General features: G+C 62.8%; 23 protein-coding genes. 14 read left to right on the top strand and 9 right to left on the bottom strand.

The genetic code is table 11. The features are described 5' to 3' along the window. The first annotated feature begins 17 nt into the window (after positions 1-17). From ACQK2M_RS17530 to rarD, 9 genes are all read left to right on the top strand, one after another. Positions 18-617, top strand: a complete 600-nt coding sequence (locus ACQK2M_RS17530; protein ID WP_425420075.1) for a LysE/ArgO family amino acid transporter — start codon at positions 18-20, stop codon at positions 615-617. A 392-nt stretch (positions 618-1009) separates the two neighbouring features. After that, positions 1010-2449: a cysteine--tRNA ligase gene (gene cysS / locus ACQK2M_RS17525; RefSeq protein ID WP_425418844.1), complete on the top strand. Its 1440-nt coding sequence runs from the start codon at positions 1010-1012 to the stop codon at positions 2447-2449. Next, positions 2446-2931 (top strand): GFA family protein, encoded by a 486-nt coding sequence (locus ACQK2M_RS17520; protein WP_425418843.1) that lies wholly within the window; start codon positions 2446-2448, stop codon positions 2929-2931. The genes cysS and ACQK2M_RS17520 overlap by 4 nt, the downstream gene beginning before the upstream one ends. Beyond that, positions 2918-3403 (top strand): GFA family protein, encoded by a 486-nt coding sequence (locus ACQK2M_RS17515; protein WP_425418842.1) that lies wholly within the window; start codon positions 2918-2920, stop codon positions 3401-3403. Before ACQK2M_RS17520 ends, ACQK2M_RS17515 begins: the two co-directional genes overlap by 14 nt. 75 nt (positions 3404-3478) lie before the next feature. Next, positions 3479-3862 (top strand): VOC family protein, encoded by a 384-nt coding sequence (locus ACQK2M_RS17510; protein WP_223476937.1) that lies wholly within the window; start codon positions 3479-3481, stop codon positions 3860-3862. 10 nt (positions 3863-3872) lie between these two features. Next, a complete protein-coding gene (locus tag ACQK2M_RS17505) occupies positions 3873-3995 on the top strand; it encodes a hypothetical protein (protein WP_274384750.1) in 123 nt (40 codons plus the stop codon). Positions 3996-4012: 17 nt separating this feature from the next. Then, on the top strand, positions 4013-4966 hold the full coding sequence (gene pip, locus ACQK2M_RS17500) for a prolyl aminopeptidase (RefSeq protein ID WP_425418841.1): 954 nt from the start codon (positions 4013-4015) through the stop codon (positions 4964-4966). Between the two features lie 30 nt (positions 4967-4996). Further along, complete coding sequence (gene cimA / locus ACQK2M_RS17495) at positions 4997-6616, top strand: citramalate synthase (RefSeq protein ID WP_425418840.1); 1620 nt, start codon at positions 4997-4999, stop codon at positions 6614-6616. 91 nt (positions 6617-6707) lie between these two features. Further along, positions 6708-7634, top strand: coding sequence for an EamA family transporter RarD (gene rarD / locus ACQK2M_RS17490; protein ID WP_425418839.1), 927 nt, complete (start codon positions 6708-6710; stop codon positions 7632-7634). Here rarD and ACQK2M_RS17485 read toward each other — a convergent pair. Together ACQK2M_RS17485 and ACQK2M_RS17480 are read right to left on the bottom strand one after the other, a co-directional pair. After that, positions 7631-8620, bottom strand: coding sequence for a CorA family divalent cation transporter (locus tag ACQK2M_RS17485; RefSeq protein WP_425418838.1), 990 nt, complete (start codon positions 8618-8620; stop codon positions 7631-7633). The genes rarD and ACQK2M_RS17485 overlap by 4 nt on opposite strands. Before the next feature lie 18 nt (positions 8621-8638). Continuing rightward, complete coding sequence (locus ACQK2M_RS17480; RefSeq protein WP_425418837.1) at positions 8639-9244, bottom strand: TIGR00730 family Rossman fold protein; 606 nt, start codon at positions 9242-9244, stop codon at positions 8639-8641. A gap of 138 nt (positions 9245-9382) precedes the next feature. Here ACQK2M_RS17480 and ACQK2M_RS17475 point away from each other — a divergent pair, with 138 nt between their 5' ends. The 3 genes from ACQK2M_RS17475 (at position 9383) to ACQK2M_RS17465 (ending at position 13845) form a co-directional block, all read left to right on the top strand. Next, entirely contained in the window at positions 9383-11500 is a 2118-nt protein-coding gene (locus ACQK2M_RS17475) for a LysM peptidoglycan-binding domain-containing protein (protein ID WP_425418836.1), read from the top strand. 89 nt (positions 11501-11589) lie between these two features. After that, on the top strand, positions 11590-11916 hold the full coding sequence (locus tag ACQK2M_RS17470) for an ArsR/SmtB family transcription factor (protein ID WP_223476931.1): 327 nt from the start codon (positions 11590-11592) through the stop codon (positions 11914-11916). A gap of 12 nt (positions 11917-11928) precedes the next feature. Next, positions 11929-13845, top strand: a complete 1917-nt coding sequence (locus tag ACQK2M_RS17465; RefSeq protein WP_425418835.1) for an ABCB family ABC transporter ATP-binding protein/permease — start codon at positions 11929-11931, stop codon at positions 13843-13845. Here the strand turns inward: ACQK2M_RS17465 and ACQK2M_RS17460 are convergent. Beyond that, positions 13842-14267 carry a hypothetical protein gene (locus ACQK2M_RS17460; protein ID WP_425418834.1) on the bottom strand — a complete coding sequence of 142 codons (426 nt, stop codon included), beginning with the start codon at positions 14265-14267 and terminating at the stop codon, positions 13842-13844. The genes ACQK2M_RS17465 and ACQK2M_RS17460 overlap by 4 nt on opposite strands. Before the next feature lie 177 nt (positions 14268-14444). Here ACQK2M_RS17460 and ACQK2M_RS17455 point away from each other — a divergent pair, with 177 nt between their 5' ends. Both ACQK2M_RS17455 and pssA read left to right on the top strand, forming a co-directional pair. Next, entirely contained in the window at positions 14445-15143 is a 699-nt protein-coding gene (locus tag ACQK2M_RS17455) for a phosphatidylserine decarboxylase (protein ID WP_425418833.1), read from the top strand. Positions 15144-15157: 14 nt separating this feature from the next. Next, entirely contained in the window at positions 15158-15994 is an 837-nt protein-coding gene (pssA, locus tag ACQK2M_RS17450) for a CDP-diacylglycerol--serine O-phosphatidyltransferase (protein WP_425420074.1), read from the top strand. A gap of 4 nt (positions 15995-15998) precedes the next feature. Here the strand turns inward: pssA and ACQK2M_RS17445 are convergent, their stop codons facing one another. The 6 genes from ACQK2M_RS17445 to alr form a co-directional block, all read right to left on the bottom strand. Further along, the gene (locus tag ACQK2M_RS17445; protein ID WP_425418832.1) at positions 15999-18233 is read right to left on the bottom strand and encodes an AMP-binding protein; all 2235 of its coding nucleotides are present in this window, start codon (positions 18231-18233) and stop codon (positions 15999-16001) included. Positions 18234-18367: 134 nt separating this feature from the next. Continuing rightward, entirely contained in the window at positions 18368-19108 is a 741-nt protein-coding gene (locus tag ACQK2M_RS17440; RefSeq protein ID WP_425420073.1) for an SDR family NAD(P)-dependent oxidoreductase, read from the bottom strand. A gap of 25 nt (positions 19109-19133) precedes the next feature. Beyond that, positions 19134-20597, bottom strand: a complete 1464-nt coding sequence (gene purF, locus ACQK2M_RS17435) for an amidophosphoribosyltransferase (protein ID WP_223476925.1) — start codon at positions 20595-20597, stop codon at positions 19134-19136. Further along, positions 20594-21118, bottom strand: a complete 525-nt coding sequence (locus tag ACQK2M_RS17430; protein WP_425418831.1) for a CvpA family protein — start codon at positions 21116-21118, stop codon at positions 20594-20596. Before ACQK2M_RS17430 ends, purF begins: the two co-directional genes overlap by 4 nt. 83 nt (positions 21119-21201) lie before the next feature. Next, positions 21202-22611, bottom strand: a complete 1410-nt coding sequence (gene radA / locus ACQK2M_RS17425) for a DNA repair protein RadA (protein ID WP_425418830.1) — start codon at positions 22609-22611, stop codon at positions 21202-21204. 18 nt (positions 22612-22629) lie between these two features. Beyond that, on the bottom strand, positions 22630-23787 hold the full coding sequence (alr, locus tag ACQK2M_RS17420) for an alanine racemase (protein WP_425418829.1): 1158 nt from the start codon (positions 23785-23787) through the stop codon (positions 22630-22632). Positions 23788-23789: the final 2 nt, after the last annotated feature.

Raw genomic sequence — 23789 nt, 5'->3', positions numbered from 1 at the left:
TCATGACACAGCTGCCGATCCTGTCCGCCGGCCTGTCCGGCTTCCTGCTCGGCGGGTCGCTGATCATCGCCATCGGTGCGCAGAACGCCTTCATCCTGCGCCAGGGTTTGTTGCGCGAACATGTTTTTGTCCTCTGCCTGATATGCAGCCTGTCCGATGCGCTGCTGATCGCGCTTGGCGTTGGTGGCTTTGGCACGCTGATCGCGACGAGCGCCACCGCCATCCGGCTGGTGACATGGGCCGGCGCGGCCTTCCTGACCGTCTACGGGTTGATCGCGCTTCGCCGCGCCTGGAACCCGGGTGCGATGACCGCGAAACGCAGCGGCGGTACGTCACTGGCCAAGGCCGTCGCGACGTGTCTTTCCTTCACCTTCCTCAATCCGCATGTCTATCTGGATACGGTCGTGCTGGTCGGTGGAATCTCGGCCGGCTTCGAGGGCATTGCGCGTCTGGCCTTCGGGATTGGGGCGGTTTCGGCCTCCTTCGTTTGGTTTTATGCACTTGGTTACGGCGCAAGGCTGCTGCAGCCGCTTTTTGCCCGTCCGCAAGCATGGCGCGTCCTCGACGTCGCCATCGCTATCGTCATGTTCGCGCTGGCGATCACCCTGCTGAGGTGATCAGTTCAGCGGAACCCGCAGATTGCCGGCGGCGAGGCACCCAAAGCGCGCACCTTGCTCAACAGCAATATTTTGCGGGCGGAAACTTGCCTGGTGAGGGTGGCGACGGGCCCGACCTTCCTTGTTCCCCTGGTCCGCGGGCGTGGAGAAGGCCGGTCGCAAAGGATGCCGGAGACATGCCGAGGCGAAAACCCGTTGCCGTGCCTTCGAGAAGGCAACTTATTGTAGTCTGCCGGCATTCCTTTTTCGCCATGTCTAATAAGCGAAAATGAACGTGGATTGATGACCGGCGGCCTCACCCTGTCACGCATCGCGAGGCGGACGGGTTGCGTTTGCGTCCAAGCCTTGTCAATGACCTCTGCGATTGCAGGAAACCCCGGGACACACCCAAAATGACCGAGACGCCAGTCCTGACCTTTTACAACACGCTGACGCGCCAAAAGGAGCGGTTCACGCCCATCGATCCCGCGAATGTGCGCATGTATGTCTGCGGCCCGACGGTCTACGACTACGCTCATATCGGCAATGCGCGTCCCGCGATCGTCTTCGACGTGCTCTTTCGTCTGTTGCGCCATGTCTACGGTGCGGATCACGTCACCTATGTCCGCAACATCACGGACGTCGATGACAAGATCAACGCGCGGGCGCTGCGTGATTATTCCGACGAGATCGACGCCGGCCGCATGAGCCTCAACGCCGCAATCCGGCAGGTGACCGAGAAGACGCTGGCGCAATATCTGGAAGACACCGCCGCGCTCGGCTGCCTAGAGCCGACGGTCCAACCCCGCGCGACCGAGCATATCGAGGGCATGATCGCGATGATCCGCACGCTGATCGACGGCGGCCACGCCTATGTCGCGGCGGGAAGCGAGGGCAGGGAAGTCCTGTTCGACGTCGCCTCCATGCCGGCCTATGGCGGCTTGTCGAAGCGAAATCTCGACGAGCAGCAGGCTGGCGCGCGCATCGCCGTCGAGGCGCACAAGAAGAACCCGGCCGATTTCGTCCTGTGGAAGGAATCCGATCCCGACGAGCCCGGCTGGGACGGCAAATTCCCGTCTCCCGAGGGGGAAGTGAACATCCACGGCCGCCCCGGCTGGCATATCGAGTGCTCGGTGATGAGCGAGCACCATCTCGGTCCGGTGTTCGACATTCATGGCGGCGGTCTCGACCTCATCTTTCCGCACCATGAAAACGAGATCGCGCAGTCCTGCTGCGCCCATGGCAACGACCGCATGGCCAATGTCTGGATGCACAACGGCTTCCTGCAGGTCGAAGGCCGGAAGATGTCCAAGTCCGAGGGCAATTTCTTCACCATCCACGAGTTGATGGCGACGGAGAATTTCGGCGGTCGAAAATGGCCGGGCGAAGTGCTGCGCCTCGCGATGCTGATGACCCACTACCGCGAGCCGATCGACTTTTCGGTTCGCCGCCTCGAAGAGGCGGAAGCCATTTTGAACAAATGGTCCAAGCGACCGGAAATGAAGGAGAGCACTACGCTAAATTCCGATGTGGTCGCTGCACTTGTAAATGACCTTGATACGTATGCCGCGATACAGAAGGTCACCTCTAAGGCCGATTTGGACCTGCTCGGTGTCGATCTTTCCGGTTTTAATAAGTGGTCACAGGCAGTGATTTCGGCACTCGTTGACCGTATAGGCGATGAAGCGGCAATTCATCGAAAGGTAAACCAGCGTCTCGCCTTCATCCGCGACAAGAACTGGGCCGAAGCCGACCGCATCCGCGATGAACTCCTGTCTGAAGGAATCCAGCTAAAGGACGGAAAGGACTCCGAAACCGGCGAGCGCATTACGACGTGGGAAGTCAGGCGTTGACCGCGCAAACCCATTCCGGCGGCTGCCAGTGCGGCGCGGTGCGTTTTCGCATCCACGGCAAGCCGGGAGAATCCTCGGTGTGCTATTGCCGCATGTGCCAGAAAGCCTCGGCCAGCCACGCATTGATCCTCGTTTCGGTGCGCGGCAACGAGGTCGAATGGACGCGCGGCGAACCGGCCTGGTTCCAGTCCTCCAACGCGGCGCGGCGCGGATTCTGCGCCGCCTGCGGCACGCCGCTCGCCTATGACGCACCGGATGGCTTGTCGCTCGCAGTGGTCGCGCTCGACAATCCCGAAGCCTGCCCGCCAACTGTCTCTTATGGCGTGGAAGGCAAATTGTCCTTCTGCGATGCGATCCCGTCGCTGCCCGAACGTCACACGATGGACGACGCCGACGCTGCCGGTTTCCTTGCGACGCTGCAAACCCGCCAGCACCCGGATCACGACACCGACATATGGCCACCGGAGGATGATCATGGCTGAGGAAATCACCGGCGGCTGCCAATGCGGCGCCGTGCGCTACCGCGTCGAGACGGAACTCGACAATCCGCATCTTTGCCATTGCCGCATGTGCCAGAAGGCGGCGGGCAACTATTTCATGCCGCTGGCGGGCGCGGCGCGCGAGGCCGTCATGGTCACGCGCGGAGACCCCGGCTGGTTCCATTCCTCCGACATCGTCCGGCGCGGCTTCTGCCGGGATTGCGGCACCCCGCTATTCTTCGATCCTGTCGACAGCGCGCACTTGCTCGTGACGCTCGGCAGCCTGGACGATCCGTCACGCTATAAGCCGGTGTCGGAAGACTCGGTGGAATCGCGGGTGCCCTTCGTCGCCGAATGGACGGGCGTGCGCCAGAAGGTGAGCGAAAACGATTTTACCCACGAGGAGCTGAAGGCAATCCGCGACAGCAACCACCAGCACCCGGATCACGATACCGACGACTGGCCGCCTGCCTGACGGGACGTTTCGCCGCGTGGCGCGAGTCGGTTGCCGACCCGATATAGGGGCGGATGAATCAACGGAGACTGCGCGATGATCGATCACATCGGACTGAGCGTTGCCGACTTCGAGGCGGCGAGGGCATTCTATGACCAGGCGCTGGCGCCCGTCGGTGCATCGTTTCTCATGATGGTCCCGCCGGAATTCACCGGAGGCGTCAAGGTCGGCGGCTATGGGCGCGAGCGGCCGGTCTTCTGGCTGCACGAGGGCGAGAAACAGACCCCGCCGATCCACATCGCCTTCACGGCGGACAGCCGCGCCGATGTCGATGCGTTCTATGCCGCAGCGATGGCCGCCGGCGGAACCGATAACGGCGCCCCCGGCCTGCGGCCCTACTATCACGAGAACTATTACGGCGCCTTCGTGCGCGATCCCGACGGCCACAACATCGAAGCCGTGTGCCACAAGCCCGAATAGGAATTCCGCGATGACGGAACGCAACCCGCAGACACAAATGCCCAAATGGCTGCTCTACGGCCTGATCGGCAAGGGCGTGCTGGTCGTTGTGATCGTGCTCGCCGTGCTTTACTACGCCGGAATATTTTCTTAGCCTTCGGGAGAATGCGCATGAGCGATCTGCGCGGGCTTTATCCGGCCATCGAACCCTATGCGAAAGGCCATCTCGACGTCGGTGATGGTCACTCCGTCTACTGGGAACGATCAGGCACGCCGGGTGCCAAACCGGCGGTCTTTCTCCACGGCGGCCCGGGCGGAGGCTTCTCGCCCGATCATCGCCGCCTGTTCGATCCCGAGCGTTACGACGTGCTGTTGTTCGACCAGCGCGGTTGCGGCCGGTCCGTTCCGCACGCCTCGCTGGAAGCCAACACCACCTGGCATCTGGTCGCCGATATCGAGCGCCTGCGTGAGATGGTCGGCGTGGAGAAATGGCAGGTTTTCGGCGGCTCGTGGGGATCGACGCTGGCGCTGGCTTACACCGAGAAACACCCGGATCGCGTCAGCGAACTGATCGTCCGCGGCGTCTATACGCTCAGCCGGCCCGAACTCGACTGGTTCTATCAGTTCGGCGTTTCGGAGATGTTTCCGGACAAGTGGGAGCGCTTTGTCGCGCCGATCCCACCGGACGAGCGCCACGAAATGATGGCTGCCTACTACCGCCGCCTCACAAGCGATGACCGTTCCATCCGCATGGAAGCGGCAAAGGCGTGGAGCACGTGGGAAGGCGGCGTCATCACGCTTCTTCCGGATCCCGAGCTCGACGCCGCCTTTTCGGCAGAGGACTACGCGGAAGCCTTCGCGCGCATCGAATGCCACTATTTCGTCCATGGAGGCTGGCTGGACGACAATCAGTTGATCCGCGACGCACATCGCCTTGGCGAAATTCCGGGTGTCATCGTTCATGGCCGTTATGATATGCCGTGCCCGGCGAAATATGCCTGGGCCTTGCACAAGGCATGGCCCGGAGCGGAGTTTCATCTGGTTGAGGGCGCGGGGCATGCCTATTCCGAACCCGGCATCCTCGATCGGCTGATCCGCGCGACGGATCGTTTCGCCGGAAAATAAAGGGCCAGAAAGGCCGTGACGGGAAAAGACATGACACGCGAACGCATCTATCTCTTCGACACGACATTGCGTGACGGGCAGCAGACGCCCGGCATCGATTTCTCGGTCGAGGACAAGATTGCGATTGCGCAGATGCTGGACGAATTCGGCCTCGATTATGTCGAGGGCGGCTATCCCGGCGCCAACCCCACCGACACCGCGTTTTTCGAGCGCAAGCGCACGGTAAAAGCGCAGTTCGTCGCCTTCGGCATGACCAAGCGGGCAGGGGTCTCTGTCTCCAACGATCCGGGCGTCGCCGCGCTCAACGGCTCGAAGTCGGACGCCGTCTGTTACGTGGCGAAAAGCTGGGACCTGCATGTCCGCGTCGCGCTCGGCTGCACGAACGAGGAAAATCTCGAATCCATCCGCCAATCCGTCGAGGCGACTGTCGCGGCCGGCAAGGAGGCACTGGTCGATTGCGAGCATTTCTTCGACGGTTACAAGGCCAATCCGGACTATGCGTTATCCTGCGCCAAGGCCGCCTTCGAGGCCGGCGCGCGCTGGATCGTGCTGTGCGACACCAATGGCGGAACCCAGCCGCACGAGGTGCGCGAGATCATCGCCACGGTGATTGCCGCAGGCGTGCCGGGCGAGCGGCTCGGAATCCACGCCCATAACGATACGGAGCAGGCTGTCGCCAATTCGCTCGCGGCGGTCGATGCTGGCGTACGCCAGATCCAGGGCACGCTGAACGGCATCGGCGAGCGCTGCGGAAATGCCAATATCGTCACGCTGATCGCGACTCTGGCGCTCAAGCCTGCGTGGTCGGAACGTTTCGAGATCGGAGTCTCGAATGAGAAACTGGAAGGCCTGACGCGTCTTTCGCGCTGGTTCGACGAACTGCTCAACCGCTCGCCGGCGCAACAGGCGCCCTATGTTGGGTCGACGGCATTCGCAACCAAGGCCGGCATCCACGCCTCCGCGCTGATCAAGGATCCTTCGACCTACGAGCATGTTGAACCGGAAAAGGTCGGCAATATCCGCCACATCATGGTGTCCGACCAGGGCGGCAAATCCAATTTCGTCAGTGAGCTGAACCGTCGCGGCGTCGTCGTCGCGAAGTCCGATCCGCGTCTCGATACGTTGATCGCCATCGTCAAGGACCGCGAGGCGGTCGGCTATGCCTATGAAGGTGCCGATGCGAGCTTCGAACTGTTGGCGCGGCGTACGCTGGGCGAGGTGCCGGATTTCTTCGAAGTCGTTTCGTTCCGGTCTCTCGTCGAACGGCGTCACAACGCCGTCGGCAAGATCATTACGGTCGCCGAGGCGGTTGTGAAGGTGAATATCGACGGCGAGGAGCGCATGTCGGTCGCCGAAAGCTCCAACGGTCCGGTCAATGCGCTCGACATGGCGTTGCGCAAGGATCTGGGCAAATACCAGGCCGAAATCGCCGACCTCGAACTGGTCGACTATAAGGTGCGCATCCTCAATGGCGGCACCGAGGCCATCACGCGCGTCCTCATCGAATCCGCCGATGCTTCCGGCATGCGCTGGTGGACTGTCGGTGTCTCGGAGAACATCATCGACGCATCTTTCGAGGCGCTGATGGACTCGATCACCTTCAAGCTGATGAAGAACCGCGGCAACGCCGGGCTGGCCGCAGCGGAATAGGTTCGGCCAACAACTGATCTGGCCGCTTGCCGATTGTCGCGGTGACAATCGGCCGATTGCCCGAAATTTGGGCAGGGTGTAGGTCACCGAAATGTCCGACACCGTGGCCAGCAAGAACACCGGCGCCAACGCCCAGCCCGCCGAACCGCTGGCCGGTTTCGCCTTTGCGCTCGGCGCTTTCTTCTTTTGGGGTGTTCTGCCCTTCTACATGAAGGCCGTCTCCCACATTCCGCCCTTCGAGGTCGTCGCGCATCGCGTCCTGTGGTCCGTTCCCGTGGCTGGAGTGCTTCTGATCGCGCTTCGGCGCACCGCGGATCTGCGCAACGCATTGCGATCTCCGAAGACGCTTGCGCTCGCGGCCCTGACGGCGGGGCTGATCTCCGTCAACTGGGGCATCTATGTCTGGGCAATCGCGGCCGACCGCGCCCTTGAGACAGCGCTTGGCTACTATATCAATCCACTCGCCAATGTGGTGCTGGGCGCCATTTTTCTCGGCGAACGATTCACGCGGCTGCAGGCAATCGCCATCGCCTGCGCTGTCATCGCCGTCACGATACTGACCTTCAAGGCGGGCGGATTGCCATGGGTATCGCTCGCCCTGGCTTCCACGTTCGGCCTCTACGGCTTCCTGCGCAAAACGCTGCCGATCGGGCCGACCCAAGGCTTCATGCTGGAGGTCATGCTGCTTTCTGTCCCGGCGCTCGCGATCGTCGCGTGGTTGACCGCGACCGGCACAGGCCATTTCGGCCAGACGGGCGCCGCCGACATGGGGCTCCTGATGCTTGCAGGCCCGGTGACGGCCGTTCCGCTGATCCTCTATGCCTTCGGAGCAAAGGAACTGCGCTACGCGACGATGGGCATCCTGCAATATATCACGCCGACGCTCATCTTCCTGACCGCCGTTTTCATATTCGGCGAGCCGTTCTCGCACTGGCAGCTGATCGCATTCCTGTTCATCTGGGCAGCAGTCGCAATCTATACGATTTCCCTGTTTCGTCGTTCGCCGAAGCGGGCCTAGTCCTTCTTGCCGAGCCGGCGCACGAACAGGAACACGGCCGCCGACCCCACAGCCGAGAGGAACGCGGCTTCCCAGAACCCCACATGGGATTCCGTGAAGGGAATACCGTGCAGGTTCATGCCGAACAGGCCCGAGATGATCGTCGCGGGCATCAGCACCGCAGTTAGTACCGACAGGAGATAGAGGAGCTTGTTGGTGCGTTCCGACAGCCGCGCCATGATCTCTTCCTGCAGCAGCAGTGCGCGCGCCTGCACTTGCTCGCTGTCATGCAGCAGGGCGCTCGCATGGGCGGCGTTGTTGTCGAGCGCCGAGGCAATCTCCGGCGCGGTCGCGGCGATGTCGGCCGAAGTGAGCGGCCGGAACAGCCCGGTGACCAGAAACAAATGCCGGTGCACGACGATGGCGCGCTGGCGCAGCGGTGCAAGTCGTTCGCGTTCGCCCGCCCAGCGCCCGCCGATGATGCGGTCCTCGATGGAGTCGAGAGCCTCGAACAAGTCTTCGAGCTTGTCTTCCAGCAGATCGAGCAGATGGGTTATGACCGCGTCGACGAAACGCGCAGGCGAGGGGAGCGGGGCTTGTCCTTCCTCGAGTTTGCGCCTGATGTCGTCGATCGTCTGTAGCGGCTTCTTGCGCGAGGTCAGCAGTGTTTCGCGGTTGAACGCGAAGTGGAACAGCCCGAGTTCCTCGGAGTCTGCATAATGGCGGTGGTGAATATCCGGCAGGGTTCCGAACAGCCAGTCTCCCGACCGCTTCATGTAGACGCGCCGACCGCTCGACAGCAGGCAGCGTTGCGCTTCCGCCGGCAGGTCGGGAATCGCGGCGATGGCGGAGCGGGCCCGCGCGTCGCTCAGCGCGAATCCGGTCCAGCGCCAGTGGATATCGCCGTCTTCCGGCACGATCTTGCCGTCCGCGCCGATGGCGTATGAATAGAGCTTGCCGGCTTGGTCGTGGAAATGTCCGGCGTGGGCGTGTTTCTTGCCGGTCACAATGCGTCTCGCGAAGCCCTAGAGCATCTCGATGACGGCCGTGTCGCCGTCGTCATGGTTTTGCGCGGCAAGGATAGCCGGCACGATCTGTTCGGCCGTGTCCAGCACGAGCGGTTTGACGCGATGCGCCGTATGGATGAAGCCGGCGCTTCCCATGTGATCCAGCAGCATCGACAGCGGGTTCCAGAATCCGTTGATATTGGCGAGCACGATCGGCTTGGTGTGGCGGCCGAGTTGGCCCCAGGTCATGATCTCGATCACTTCCTCCAGCGTGCCGATTCCGCCCGGCAGGGTCACGAAGGCATCCGACTCCTCAAACATGCGATGCTTGCGTTCATGCATGTCCTCGGTGACGACCAACTCGTCGAGCGCGCCAAGCGCCTTCTCGGTCGCTTCCTTGTTCATCAGGAAACGCGGGATAATGCCAAGCACCTTGCCGCCGGCCTCCATCGTGCCGGCGGCGACTGCGCCCATGATGCCCTTCGTACCGCCGCCATAGACAAGCCGCAGCCCGGCCTCGCCGATGGCACGGCCGAGTGTCCGGCCGGCGGCAAGATAGGCCGGGTCGTTGCCAGGAGACGAACCGCAATAGACGCAGATGGATTGGATCGGTTTGGAAGTCATGCCTTCCTATTGCTTTGACATGCGGCGGCGTCAAGGCTTCTGTGTAAAATGACGCAATGCAGCAAAACTCCTGTTGACAAACATTGAGCCCGCCGGACCGGCGGTGGTAAGGAAGAGTCTGCAAACTGGTAGAAAACAATGAACAACAAGATTTCTGTGTGGCTTTTCGGCGCTGTCCTGGCGCTTGTTGCAGCTGCGAACACTCCGAGCATTTCGAGCCGGATTAACGCCTATCTCGACCAATTCTCCGAACCGGCTGTGGCAGATGCCGAAAGCGGAGATGGTGAAGACCAGGCCATGGCGCCATCCGCCTCGACGGAAGAGGACGCGGCTGCGGAAAGCGCGCCGGCCGGCGAAGCGGAAACGGACGAAGCGTCCGAAGCCGGAGACGAAGCTGCGCAAGCCGACGCACCCGATACGCCCGATGCAACCGATACGCCTGACGCTGGTGACACGCCCGCCGGCGAAACGGATTCGACGCAGTCGCCCGATGACGGCGATGCCGCCCAGCAAGCCGAAGTGGTGGTTCCGAGCTTCGGATTGCTGCGCGTCGAACCGGACGGCTCCACGCTGGTCGCGGGGCAGGCCGGTCCCAATGCCGATGTCGAGGTCTTGAGCGGATCGGAAACCCTTGCCGAGGCGAAGGCCGAGCCGAATGGCGATTTCGTTGCCGTTCTCGACGAGCCGCTTCCGCCGGGAGATTACGAGATCGTGCTGCGCTCGATCGAGGAAGATGGCGACGTGGCGATGTCGGAGGAAACGGCGATCGTTTCGGTTCCCGAACCGGGTCGCGAGGGTGAACTGCTGGCGCTGGTCGAACGGCCCGGTGCTCCGTCTCGCCTGATCAACACGCCCGAGGCCGACGAAGAGGCAGCTGCGGAAAGTGAAGTTGCCGCGGCAGAAATGCCGGAAAGCGAGCAGGAAGTCGCTGCGGAAACGCAGCAGGAAAGCGCTTCCGAACCGGAAGGCAGTGCCGAGACACCATCTCCCGCCGCCGATGCGGAAGCGGAAACGGAAGTCGCGGCGGTCGAGACGCAAGACGGTACGGCGCCCGACGCCAGCGATGAGGTGGCCGAAACCGAAGCATCCGAAGATGGTGATGCCGCCGGCTCGACACCGGAACAACCGGCCGTGCCTATCCGTATCGAAGCTGTGGAGATCGACAACGAGATTGTCTTTGTCGCTGGCTCGGCGTCGCCCGGCGTGCAGGTCCGCGTCTATGCAAACGAGTTTCTCCTCGGTGACACGACCGCGAGCCCCGGCGGACGGTTCCTCGTCGAGGTTCGCCGCGAACTGGCGATCGGCGACTACATCATCCGAGCAGATGTGATCGACCCGGCAACGGCGGATGTCATTGCCCGTGCGGCGGTGCCGTTCACGCGCAGCGAAGGCGAGCGTCTCGCGGCGATTGCCGAAGATGCGACGCCTCCCTCCGCCGCTGCGGCCGAACCCGCTGAAGCGGAAGAAGCCTCGAGCGAACCGATGGCGGAATCGGAAACCGCTGCCGCCTCGACGGGTAACGAAGCGGAGCCCGAAGAAGCCGCGTCCGCGGAATCAGTGTCCGGCGCGGAACAGGAAGTAACGGAACCGGCCGAAGCCGCAACCTCCGAGACCGTCGCCGGCGACACGCAGGGAACTGCCCCTGAAATGGCCGAGGCGGAAACCTCCGGCGATGAGGGCGCGGAAGCCGACGTTTCCGCTGCCGCCGCAAGCGAACCCGCCGATGAACCGGCACCGGAAGCCGCGACTGCGGAAGCGTCCACGGAAACAGACACGGCGTCCCCGTTCGCGGAGACCGGCAACGAGCCTGCCTCCGCGACGGCCGAAGCCGGCTCTGCATCTGAGCCGAACGCCGAAACAGCATCCGCGCCGGAAGCTGCGACCACGGAACCCGCTGCAGAAACGGACATGGCTTCCGCCGCATCGGAAACTGCACCGGACGAGCCCGGAGCAGCGGAGGCTGACACCGCAGCCCAACCCGCCGTCGAGGCCCAAACCGTAATTGCCGCAGCCGAGACCGATGGTCCGCCGGAAGTGTCGGACGACATCACCGTCACGGGGAAATTGCGGCAAACGGAGTCATCCGTAATCATCCGGCGTGGCGATACGCTCTGGCACATCTCGCGCCGGGTTTATGGCGAGGGGACGCGCTACACCACGATCTACTTGGCGAACCAGGACCAGATCAAGGATCCGGACCGGATTTGGCCGGGCCAGATTTTCGCGTTACCCGAAGACGCGGAGCCCCAAGACTGATTTGACGCGACGGGCCGGAGAAATCCGGCCCGTTTGTCATTCGAACGGGTTGCGGGCCGGTCAAATGCATCGTATATCGTCGATCTACGATGAAATCAGATCCTGCACAAAACGAAGAAATTGCCGGGCGTCTCGCTGCGCTGTCCCATCCGGCGCGTCTCGCAATTCTGAACCATCTTTCCCGTTTTGAAGGCTGCGGCTGCGGCGATGTCGTCGACAGTCTGCCGCTTGCGCAGTCGACCGTATCCCAGCACCTCAAGGTCCTGCTCGAAGCGGGGCTCATCACCCATGAACGCAGGATGCCGCGTTCGACCTACCGCCTGAATCGCGAAGCGCTGCGCAGCGTATCGCGGGAACTGAACTCGATGATCGACGAATGCTGCGCGGCCAATTGCTGCACGTCGAAACACGACTGATCGGAGTGATCCTTGCCCTCTAAGACCGTTTCCGCCGAAAGCGGATCGACGCTGCAGACCATTCGCAATCTGTGGCCCTATATGTGGCCGGCGGAACGCCCGGACCTGAAATTGCGCGTCGTCCAGGCGACCGTCTTTCTCGTTCTTGCCAAGCTTGTCCTGATGCTGGTGCCCTACGGGTTCAAATGGGCGACGGACGCGCTCGACGGCGAAATGAAGGCGCCCGGCTGGATGCCTGCGCTGCTGCTCGGTCCGGTCATGCTGGTCGTCGCCTACAACGTGTTTCGCGTCGCCCAGGCCGGGCTCAACCAGTTGCGCGACGCGTTGTTTGCCAGCGTCGGCCAGAACGCCGTTCGCCAGCTCGCCTATAAAACCTTCGTGCACATGCACGGACTGTCGCTGCGTTTCCATCTCGAGCGCCGCACCGGCGGCTTGTCGCGCATCATCGAGCGCGGCACCAAGGGCATCGAGGCCATTGTCCGCTTCACGATCCTCAACACCGCGCCGACCATCCTCGAATTCGTTCTGGTCGCGATCATTTTCGGTTTCGCCTATGGCTGGCAGTATGTCGCGGTGACGGCCGTGACCATCTATCTCTATGGCTGGTTCACCATCCGCGCGAGTGACTGGCGCATCCAGATCCGCCGCGACATGAACGCATCCGACACTGACGCCAACACCAAGGCGATCGACTCGCTGCTCAATTTCGAGACCGTGAAATATTTCGGCAATGAGGACATGGAAGCCCGCCGTTTCGACGGGGCCATGGCCGGGTATGAGCGGGCCGCCACCAAGGTCTGGACCTCGCTTGGCTGGCTCAACTTCGGTCAGGCCTTCATTTTCGGCGTCGGCATGCTGGCGATGATGTGGCTGTCGGCGCGCGCCGTGCAGGCGGGCGAGCAGACGCTGGGCGATTTTGTCTTCATCAACGCAATGCTGATCCAGCTGTCCATTCCGCTCAATTTCATCGGCTTCATCTACCGCGAGATCCGTCAGGGCCTGACCGATATCGAGCAGATGTTCGACCTGCTCGATGTGAAGCCGGAGGTGACGGACAAGCCGGAGGCGAAGGACCTCGTCGTGCGGGACGGGCATATCGTCTTCGATGACGTCAAGTTCGCCTATGACCGGCAGCGCCCGATCCTGAAAGGCATCAGTTTCAAGGTGCCGGCAGGCAAGTCCGTCGCGATCGTCGGCCCGTCGGGTGCGGGCAAGTCGACCATTTCCCGGCTGCTCTACCGCTTCTACGACGTGCAGGACGGCTCCATCACGATCGACGGGCAGGATGTGCGCGAGGTGACGCAAAAATCATTGCGCTCGGCGATCGGCATGGTGCCGCAGGACACGGTGCTGTTCAACGATTCGATCCGCTACAACATCCGCTACGGCCGTATCGACGCGAGCGATGCCGAGGTCGAACAGGCGGCCGAACTGGCGCAGATCGGCGATTTCATCCGCTCTCTGCCGGACGGATTCGACACGATGGTCGGCGAACGCGGCCTCAAGCTCTCGGGCGGCGAGAAACAGCGTGTCGCGATTGCCCGTACCATCCTGAAAGCCCCACCGATCCAGGTCCTCGACGAGGCGACGTCCGCCCTCGACACGGCGACCGAGCAGGAAATCCAGCAGGCGCTGGACTACGTGTCGGAGGGGCGGACGACGCTCGTGATCGCACACCGCCTGTCGACGGTGATCGGCTGCGACGAAATCATCGTGCTCAAGGAAGGCCTGATCGCCGAGCGCGGCACGCATGCCGACCTGCTGGACCAGAACGGTCTCTACACGCAGATGTGGGCGCGCCAGTCCGAAGCCATCGAGGCCGAGCGCAAGCTGCGCGAGGCGCGCGAAACCGACGAGATGGGAATCGTCGTACGAAAACGGTTTCCATTGCCCGGCGATACCGGAACGCCATCGGGTTCGGACAGCTAGCCGGTAAAGGCGAATACGGCGAAGATCAGGGCCACGACTGCCGAACCGCTCGCGGTCATGTCGATCTTCGCCATGCGCGGCCCCATCACGGCCGGATCGCGCTTCGCCGCCGTCAGCCTAAAATACTGCGCCGTCAGCGATGCGCCCGTCAGCACCAGGACGGCGAGAATCTTGAGCCAGAAAAAGACGCCGAGCCCGGCCCAGCCGTCCCGGATTGCGTAGACCATGTAAAGACCGGTCACCCAAAGCAGCATGATCGCGACGAAGGAGATGCGCCCGAGCGTCTTCTGGATGCCGCGCAGAACCAGCACGGCTTCCGCAGCAGCGCCCTTCGCCCGAATGCCGGCCAGCATCGCGGCCACCCCACCGCCGATGCCGACGCTGAAGCACAAGAAGTGGATGATCTTTGCCAGAATGATCATGAATGGGATCCCCGCTTGCCTTTAGGGCAGTTTGTGTCGTCCACGACCTTAAAACAAGCGTCGTATTGTCAGTTCCGCACGCCGTTATTCCTGCTCCATCCGCCGCTGATTCATGCGGCGCATTGCATCGTGGGGAGCTTGCCCATATTGGTGCAGGAGAATTACCGGAGGATGGCCGTGAGCCTGGCTGATACGATTAGGAAGACTATGGTGCCCGTGCACCGCGAGGGGTGGCCCTTCGTGGCGGCCTTTGCGGTCGGCACGATCATCATCGGCTGGCTGTGGTCGCCGCTTTTCTATCTTGGCCTCGTCCTGACGGCATGGTGCGCATATTTCTTCCGCGATCCCCAGCGCGTGACGCCGGTCGATGATGCGCTTGTGATAAGCCCCGCCGATGGCATTGTGTCGGCTGTCGGTCCTGCCGTGCCGCCCGTGGAACTTGGTCTCGGCGATACGCCGATGACCCGGGTCTCCGTCTTCATGAATGTCTTCTCCGTCCACATCAATCGCGCCCCCGTGCGGGGAAAGGTGACTACCATCGCCTACCGCCCGGGCAAGTTCCTGAACGCGGATCTCGACAAGGCCAGCACGGAGAACGAGCGAAACGGGCTGGTGATCGAGACCGCGCACGGTTCGCTCGGCGTGGTGCAAGTGGCCGGTCTCGTCGCGCGCCGTATCCTTTGCTGGGTCAAGCAGGACGAGGATCTCTCGGCCGGCGAACGGTTCGGCCTGATCCGCTTCGGATCTCGTGTCGATCTCTATCTGCCCGCAGGGGCGACAACGCGGGTTTTTGTCGGTCAGACCGCCATAGCGGGGGAGACCGTGATCGCGGATTATCGCGACGACACGGAAACCCCGTTGAGCCGGACGAGTTGAGGTAAGGCATGGAGATCGAGGGCCCGTTCCCCCCGTTCGAACCCGATGGCCCCGGAGAAAACGGCGAGTCGGCGAACAACAACAAGCGCTTGCGTGACATCCCGCTGCGCTTCGTCCTGCCGAACATCATCACGGTTCTCGCGATATGCGCCGGCCTGACCGGTGTGCGGCTCGCCTTCGAGCACCGTTTCGACGACGCCGTGCTGATGGTCCTTCTCGCCGCGCTTCTCGATGGTGTCGACGGTCGCGTCGCCCGACTGGTCAAGGGCAGCTCGAAATTCGGTGCGGAAATGGATTCGCTGGCCGATATCGTCAATTTCGGCGTCGCGCCGGCGCTGGTTCTTTATTCCTTCGTGCTCGATCAGGCGCGGTCGTTCGGCTGGATCGCCGCGCTGCTTTATGCCATCGCCTGCGGCCTGCGCCTCGCACGTTTCAACGTGATGATGGAAAACAAGGACAGCCCGAAATGGCAGAGCGCCTATTTCACGGGCGTGCCGGCCCCCGCCGGCGCATTTCTCGTCTTGTTGCCGGTCTATCTCGGTTTCCTCGGCATCGCGCCCGACTGGTACTACGCAACTGGCGTGGCCTGCTACACGCTGCTCGTCGCGTTCCTTCTGGTGTCCAACTTGCCGGTCTGGTCGGGCAAGACGCTCGGCGCGCGCATTCCGCGCGCCCAGGTGATGCCGCTTATCCTCGGCGTGGTTTTCTACGTCGCGATGCTGGCGACATATACCTGGGAAACACTGACCCTGTCGGTTCTCGCCTATCTCGCCTTCCTGCCATACAGCCTGCGCATGTGGCGCAAGCAGGCAGCGGCGCATGCCGCAGCCGTGAAGAACAACGCGGACTGAACCCTCAGGCCGCCTTGTCCTTGTTCCCCAGCTTCTGCTCGATGCGCTTCAGCGTCGTCACGTAATCGACCTTGCCGGAACCGAGAACGGGGATGTCCGGGAAGGGAAGGATCTCCGAAGGCAGCATGAGTTCGGTCACCCCGTTGCGCTTGCCGTAGGCGACGACTTCCTTCTTGTCCGGATCCTTTTTTGTCGTCGCCAGTACGATGCGTTCGCCCTTGCGCCGGTCGGGCACGGAAACCGCCGCATGCTGGTCCTCCGGCCACAGGGACTGGACGAGCATCTCGACTGCGCCGAGCGACACCATTTCGCCGCCGATCTTGGCGAAACGCTTCGCCCTGCCACGCACCGCGACATAGCCCTCCCGGTCGATCGCGACGATATCGCCGGAATCGTGCCATTGGTCGGAAAGCGGTTGCAACTCGCCGGGCCGATCGGCCTTCAGGTAGCCGAGCATGACATTCGGTCCGTTGACCCAGAGGCGTCCGCCTTCGTCAATACCTTCCACCGGCTCGATGCGCACCGATATGCCGGGGAACAACCGGCCGACCGTGCCGGGCCGATCCTGCGAGCAGGTGTTGGCGGCGACGACGGGCGACGCTTCGGTCATGCCGAACCCTTCCAGAACCCGGCAACCGAAACGGTCGCGATAGAGGTCGCGCGTCTGTGCCTTCACCGCTTCCGCACCGGCCACGACAAAACGCAGGCTCTCGAAATCGGTATCCTTGGCGGTTCGCGCATAGCCCATCAGGAATGTGTCTGTCCCGAACATGATGGTCGGGCGCACCTTGGCCGCAGCGGCAGGGATCAGCTTGTAATGCAGCGGTGAGGGGTAGAGGAACAGCCGAACGCCATAGAGAAGCGGCAGGATCGTACCGCCGAGCAGCCCGAAGGAATGGAAGACGGGCAACACGTTGAACAGCGTGTCCTCGACCGAAATCGAGAAACGCGATTCCGCCTGCGCGGCATTGGCGCGCAGATTGTGATGCGACAGCACGACACCCTTCGGCGTGCCTTCCGAGCCCGATGTGAACAGAATGACCGCGGGCTCTTCCGGATCGACGGCGACCAGCGGACGCGTCCACTGCAGCGCCGCCGAAAGTTTCTCCACGGTTGTCACGGTCTGACGGACATCTTCGAGCCAGATGATTGTCGTGCCATTCGCCTCGATCGCGTCCACGATCGCCTGCAGTTCAGCCTTTTCGATGAAGACGCGTGACGACAGCACGGTCCTGATCTTCGCCGTATTGATCGCGGAAACGATATTCGCCGCGCCAGCGGAATAGTTCAGCATCGCGGCGACCCGCCCAGCCGTTTGCAGTGCCAGGAAGGTGACGACGACGCCATTTGCGTTGGGCAGGAGAATGCCCATCGCTTCGCCGCGTTTCGACATGCCGATGAATCGCTTGCCGAGAACCCGCGCGCCGATCAGCATCATCTTGTAGGAGAGTGATCCCGTGACGGTATCCTCGAGGATGACTCGCTTGGGACCATATGTCCGCGCCGCCTCCACGAAAGCTTCGAACAGGCCGACGGAGTAATTCGTCGCCTCGTAGCGCACACGCGCCATGTGGTCGAACAGGGCGTTGGGCGGCGTGACAAAGCGGCGTCCGGCCTTTTCGACCAGCGTGTCGATTCGCTCGGCGGGCAGCGCATGGACGACGAGCTTTGGAAGCAGCTTGCGCGGCGCCATGGAGGCCGGCGTGAAGGAGGAGGGAAGGAAACGGCTGTTCCGCACGAAGATCGGCACGACCTGCGCATTCGACTTGCGCGCAAGCAGGGTCACCGCACGGTAAAGCCGCATCCCGGCAGCGTCCGGTTCCACCGCATCGGGCAGATAGACCGCCATGCGCCCCTTGCCCTTGAGATGACGGACGAGGCGGCGGTTCGTGACCATGTGTTCCTTGCCGAAGACGACCGACTTGGCGAGCGTCCGGAAGGTCTGAACCAGCCAACTGGTCGCGGATTCCGGGTCGAGAACATGCAGCGTGTCTTCCGGCAGGATCGCCTGGCAAATCACGGGGTCGAGCTTCGATTGCTCACAAATCACGTAGATAACCGGACGGCCGGATGCATGCGCGTGGCGAATGGCGCGCGTGTCTATGCGGTAGAGCAGTTTCAGCGGCGCAAAATACAGCGCCTGCCGGAATCTGATCCCGCGTGTAAAGGTCTCGTATAGTGCAGCGGCGATCAGCCCGGCGGCCAAAACCGCGACGATCAAGGCGATAACCAGTCCCATATGGCTCCTCCCGGAGAATGTACGCGGATCTTCCCGCCCGCTTTCGCAAAAAACGATAGCGGTTGCTCACCATAGGTCAATCGTTAAAAATATAGGTGTTTCAGGCTCGAATTCGAGCTTTCAGCGATCTCGCCTCAGGCCGGCCGGATGTAATCCAGCCACTTTTCGGTGGGGGCGTCCCAAAATTTCCCGGTCTCGGTAATGCCGGATCCGGCGAGCGGAACGATCTTCGAAGCGATCTCCGCGGCGGTCGGCAGCGTTTCGGGGTCTTCTCCCGGCATCGCCTGCGCACGCATTTTCGTGCGCGTCGCGCCGGGATTGACGCTGTTGATGCGCAGCGGCGTGTTTTGCGCTTCGGCGGCCCATGTCCGCGCCAGCGCCTCGACGGTCGCCTTCGAGGCCGAATAAGCGCCCCAGAACGGTTTGCAGCTGTGAGCGGCGCCGGATGACATGACGATTACGCGGCCGGCATCGGATTCGCGCAGCAGCGGATCGGTCGTGCGCATCAGCCGCCATGTCGCGGTGACGTTGATCGCCATCACCTGCTCGAAATCCTTCGCCTTGATATGGCCAATCGGCGAGATCGGTCCGAGGATCGCGGCATTGGCGACCAGGATGTCGAGTTTTCCCCAGCGCTCGTGAATCGCACCGCCGAGCCGGTCGATCCCGTCGAAATCCCTCAAATCGAGGGGGACCAGCGTCGCTTCGCCGCCACCGGCCCTGATTTCGTCGTCGAGTTCCTCGAGCCCGCCTGCTGTCCGCGCGACGGCGATAACGTGAGCGCCGAGAGCAGCCATCTGCAATGCGATTTCGCGGCCGATGCCGCGAGACGCGCCGGTCACGAGGGCTAGGCGGCCGGAGAGGTCGGGTTTCATATCCATGATATCGCTCGTTCGGAGATCAGTTTCCGCCGGCCAGGATCGAAAGCTGGCGGACATTGTCCGTGCCGTCGCGGTCGAGCAGCCGGGTCGGATAGGCGCCGGTAAAGCAGGCGTCGCAGAATTGCGGCTGTTCGGCGTCACGGGCGGATTCGCCGACGGCGCGGTAGAGCCCGTCGATCGACAGGAAGCCGAGGGAGTCGACGCGAATGAAGTCGGCCATTTCATCGACGCTCATGCGCGAGGCGAGCAGCTTGTTGGTTTCCGGCGTGTTCACGCCGTAATAGCAGGACGAAACCGTCGGCGGGGAGGCGATGCGCATATGCACTTCCTTCGCACCGGCTTCGCGCACCATCTGCACGATTTTCTGGCTGGTCGTGCCGCGGACGATGGAATCGTCGACGAGGATCACGCGCTTGCCTTCGATATAGTGCCGGTTCGCATTGTGCTTCAGCTTCACGCCCATGTGGCGGATTGCGTCGGTCGGCTGGATGAAGGTGCGCCCCACATAGTGGTTGCGGATGATGCCGAGTTCGAAAGGCAGGCCTGCCTCCTGGGCATAACCGATCGCCGCCGGCACGCCGGAATCGGGCACGGGCACGACAATATCGGCTTCGACGACGTTTTCCTTCGCGAGTTCGACGCCGATCTGCTTGCGCGCTTCGTAGACGTTGCGTCCCTCGATATAGGAGTCCGGTCGCGCGAAATAAACATACTCGAACACACAGAAACGGGGCTTTTGCGGCTCGAAGGGGAAATGGCTGGTGATGCCGGTTTCGGTCACCACCACCAGTTCGCCCGGCTTGACGTCGCGAACGTAGCGCGCACCCATGATGTCGAGCGCGCATGTCTCCGACGCAAGGATCCATGATCCGTCGAGATCACCAAGAACGAGCGGGCGAATGCCCTGCGGGTCGCGGCAGCCGATCATCTTTTTCGACGACAGGGCCACGAACGAGTAAGCGCCTTCGAGTTTCTTTACCGCGTCGATGAACTTCGAGAGCAGGTCCTTCTCGGGACTGACGGCGACGAGATGCAGCAGCGTCTCCGTATCCGAGGTCGACGAGAAGATCGCGCCGGCCCGCTGCAATTCGCGCTGCACGGTCATCGCGTTGGTGACGTTGCCGTTATGGGCGAGGGCGAGGCCACCCGATTCGAGTTCCGCGAAGAAGGGCTGGACGTTGCGCAGGCCGGTGTCGCCCGTCGTCGGGTAGCGCGTATGGCCAATCGCGCGGTCGCCGTCGAGGCGGGCGATGACCGAGGCTTTCGTGAAATTGTCGCCGATCAGGCCGACATGGCGTTCCGCGTGGAATTGCGAACCGTCGAAAGTGACGATGCCCGCCGCGTCCTGGCCGCGATGCTGCAAGGCGTGCAGTCCGAGCGCCACGAAGGAGGCCGCGTCGGCGCGTCCGAAAATGCCGAACACGCCGCATTCGTCATGGAAGTGGTCGTCGGCTTCCGCCGTGACTGCGTCGGTCAAGGTCATGCCTCGGTGCTGTCCGCGTTATCTCCGCCCGGGATGATGTTATCGAGATCTTCCGGCAACATGTTGACGATGCTTTGCGCCAGCGAATCGAGGAACGGTTTCGATTTCGCGCCGTCGATCCAGGCGATTTCCCGGTCACCGACGAAGAAGCCGAGGAACCATACCGCAACCGCCGCGATCAGGACCCCGCGCGCCGCGCCGAATACGAAACCGAGCGTACGGTCGAGCGGCCCGATACGGCTGTCGATGATCAGGTCCGCGATGCGCATCGTGATGATGGTCACCACGATCAGCGTCACCAGGAAGATCAGTCCGCCGGCGACGAGCTGGGCGATGAGTTCATGATCGACATAGGGTTGCACCAGCGGCGCCGCCTGTTTGTAGAACAAGAAGGCGACCACCGCGGCGACGCCCCAGGAAACGATCGAGAGCAGTTCGCGCGAAAGACCGCGAACCATTGCAAGAACCGCTGAAACGAGCGTCAGACCCAGCAAGAGGCCGTCAAGCAGGGTAATGGGCATGAATTCTGGTCTCCGAAGCAGACGCGTTTATTGGGCCCCTGACCCGATCGCGTGCCGTGTTTGTCCCCGACGCTTGCGCGCCACTAAATATCGTCATCGTCGCGCTCGCGAGTCAAAACAGTTCCGCCGGCAATGCGTGCAACGAGATCGGGAAGAGCCGCGATCTCGACAGAGCTCTGCTTGCTGGCCTCGGGAACATCTTGACTGCCTTTTGGCATTACGGCGGACTTGAATCCCAGCTTTTCGGCCTCTTTCAGGCGTTGCGCGGCATGTGCGACAGGCCTGATTGCGCCCGAGAGGCTGACTTCGCCGAAATAAACGCAATCGGACGGCAGGGCAAGTCCGGCAAGGGAAGAGACCAGCGCTGCCGCAACCGCGATATCCGCGGCGGGTTCGGATATGCGATATCCGCCCGCCACGTTGAGGTAAACGTCGTGCTGACCAAGGCGAATGCCGCAATGGGCTTCCAGCACCGCGATGATCATCGATAGCCGCGCCGAATCCCAGCCGACAACGGCGCGGCGCGGTGTACCGAGAGAGGAGGGGGCGACCAGCGCCTGGATTTCCACCAGCACGGGCCGCGTGCCTTCCATGCCGGCAAAAACCGCCGCGCCCGGCGCGCTTTCGTTGCGTTCGCCGAGGAACAGTTCCGACGGGTTCGACACTTCGCGCAGCCCGCCCGATCCCATCTCGAACACGCCAATCTCGTCGGTCGGCCCGAAGCGGTTCTTCACGGTGCGCAGGATGCGATAGTGATGGCCGCCTTCGCCCTCGAAATAGAGAACGCCGTCGACCATGTGCTCGACCACGCGCGGCCCGGCGATCTGGCCTTCCTTGGTGACATGACCGACAAGGATCACGGCCGCGCCGGTCGATTTGGCGTATCGGATCATCGATTGCGATGCCGCGCGCACCTGCGTCACCGTGCCCGGCGCCGATTCCGCCGCATCCGTCCACAGCGTCTGCACGGAATCGAGAATGACGAGGTCGGGCCGTTGCTCGAGCGCCAGCGTGGCGAGAATGTCTTCCACATTGGTCTCGGCGGCCAGCATGACGTCGGTGTCCGCTGCGCCAAGCCGTTGCGCGCGCAGCCGCACCTGCGCGACCGCTTCCTCGCCGGACACGTAGATAACCTTGTGTCCGTTGCGGGAAAGCGCCGCGGCAGCCTGCATCAGAAGCGTCGATTTGCCGATTCCCGGATCGCCGCCCACCAGCAGAGCCGATCCGCGCACGATGCCGCCGCCGGTGACGCGGTCGAGTTCGGGAATGCCGGTCAGGATGCGCGGGGCGTCCTCGATATCGCCGGACAGCGTCGTCAGCGCGACAGCGCGGCCTTTGTTCTTGGGCTGGCGACCCGGACCGCCGCCGATACCGCCGGACGGATCCTCCTCGACGATGGTGTTCCATTCGCCGCAGGAATCGCACTTGCCCGCCCAGCGGGCATGCACGGTGCCGCAGTTCTGGCAGATGAATTGGGTGCGGACCTTGGCCAAGCAGTCGCTTTCCGGGAATCAGGCGTCGGCGTACTTCAGATAACGCCGCTCATAGCGTTTGCCGAGGCTGGTGAGAAGTTCGTAGCCGATGGTTCCGGCCGCTTGCGCCGCTTCGTCCAAAGGAATGTTTGGGCCGATCAGCTCGATCCAGCCTTCCGCGAGCGATTCCTCGTCCACATCGGTGACATCGAACAGCGTCAGGTCCATGGTGATCCGGCCGACCAGCGGAACATGCCGGCCGTCAATGAAGCCGGATTGTCCGTCGGTGACGGCTTCGCGCAAGGGCACGCCGGCGCCTGATCCCGCGCGCGGATAGCCGTCCGCATAGCCGACAGACACGGTCGCGATCCGGCTGTCGCGCGCAAGCGTCTGCGTCGCGCCGTAGGAGACTGTCTCGCCCTTCGGTACCTGCCTTATTTGCGCGATGCGCGCATGCAGGCTCACCACCGGCCGCACCGGATTTTGTCCGGTGCCCGACGCCCGCCCGCCATAGAGCGCGATGCCCGGGCGCGTCACATCGAAGAGAAAACCGTCGCCGAGGAAGATACCGGCTGAATTGGCGAGACTTGAATCGATATCGTCAAAAGCTGCCGCAACCCGCTGAAAAGACTCGCGTTGCTGCTTGTTGAGCGGATGGTCCGGCGCGTCGCCGCAAGCCAGGTGGCTCATGACCAGCACCGGCGAGACGAGATGGTCCGCGATATTGCGGGCACGGAAAGCCAAGGCTTCCTCGACAGTCAGGCCAAGCCGGTTCATACCGGTGTCGACGCCGATGGCGCATGGCGCGTGCAGCCAGCGTTCGCGGCAGAACCGCGCCCACAATTCGATCTGCTCGATGCCGGAGAGGACGGGAATCAGGCTGGCCTCGACCATCGTCGCCGCCGATTGCGCGTGGACGCCGTTGAGGATGAAGATATCGGCCTTTGGCGCGATCCGGCGCACGGCCACGCCTTCCTCAGGAAGCGCGACGAAAAACGTCTCGCACCCGGCCTTCATCAGCACTGGAACGACATGCTCGACACCGAGCCCGTAGGCGTCGGCCTTGACGACGGCGGCGCATTTGGCAGGGCTGGAGCGTTCCGACAGGTCGCGCCAATTGGCCACCAGCGCGTCGAGATCGATGGTCAGGCGCGCCCCTGCGAGACGCGGATCGGCTCCGGTTGAGGTGACCTGCACGG

The organism is Oricola indica, from assembly GCF_965227485.1.
GTDB classification, from domain to species: Bacteria; Pseudomonadota; Alphaproteobacteria; order Rhizobiales; family Rhizobiaceae; genus Oricola; species Oricola indica.
Note: the sequence above shows the minus strand (reverse complement) of the source record. Positions and strands in the feature narration are given on the sequence as shown.

Excerpts from the sequence above, each read along its gene's own strand:
- cysS (WP_425418844.1), top strand. The coding sequence starts at position 1,010 with ATGACCGAGACGCCAGTCCTGACCTTTTACAACACGCTGACGCGCCAA.
- ACQK2M_RS17515 (WP_425418842.1), top strand. The coding sequence starts at position 2,918 with ATGATCATGGCTGAGGAAATCACCGGCGGCTGCCAATGCGGCGCCGTG.
- ACQK2M_RS17510 (WP_223476937.1), top strand. The coding sequence starts at position 3,479 with ATGATCGATCACATCGGACTGAGCGTTGCCGACTTCGAGGCGGCGAGG.
- ACQK2M_RS17505 (WP_274384750.1), top strand. The coding sequence starts at position 3,873 with ATGACGGAACGCAACCCGCAGACACAAATGCCCAAATGGCTGCTCTAC.
- pip (WP_425418841.1), top strand. The coding sequence starts at position 4,013 with ATGAGCGATCTGCGCGGGCTTTATCCGGCCATCGAACCCTATGCGAAA.
- cimA (WP_425418840.1), top strand. The coding sequence starts at position 4,997 with ATGACACGCGAACGCATCTATCTCTTCGACACGACATTGCGTGACGGG.
- rarD (WP_425418839.1), top strand. The coding sequence starts at position 6,708 with ATGTCCGACACCGTGGCCAGCAAGAACACCGGCGCCAACGCCCAGCCC.
- ACQK2M_RS17480 (WP_425418837.1), bottom strand. The coding sequence starts at position 9,244 with ATGACTTCCAAACCGATCCAATCCATCTGCGTCTATTGCGGTTCGTCT.
- ACQK2M_RS17475 (WP_425418836.1), top strand. The coding sequence starts at position 9,383 with ATGAACAACAAGATTTCTGTGTGGCTTTTCGGCGCTGTCCTGGCGCTT.
- ACQK2M_RS17470 (WP_223476931.1), top strand. The coding sequence starts at position 11,590 with ATGAAATCAGATCCTGCACAAAACGAAGAAATTGCCGGGCGTCTCGCT.
- ACQK2M_RS17460 (WP_425418834.1), bottom strand. The coding sequence starts at position 14,267 with ATGATCATTCTGGCAAAGATCATCCACTTCTTGTGCTTCAGCGTCGGC.
- ACQK2M_RS17445 (WP_425418832.1), bottom strand. The coding sequence starts at position 18,233 with ATGGGACTGGTTATCGCCTTGATCGTCGCGGTTTTGGCCGCCGGGCTG.
- ACQK2M_RS17440 (WP_425420073.1), bottom strand. The coding sequence starts at position 19,108 with ATGAAACCCGACCTCTCCGGCCGCCTAGCCCTCGTGACCGGCGCGTCT.
- purF (WP_223476925.1), bottom strand. The coding sequence starts at position 20,597 with ATGACCTTGACCGACGCAGTCACGGCGGAAGCCGACGACCACTTCCAT.
- ACQK2M_RS17430 (WP_425418831.1), bottom strand. The coding sequence starts at position 21,118 with ATGCCCATTACCCTGCTTGACGGCCTCTTGCTGGGTCTGACGCTCGTT.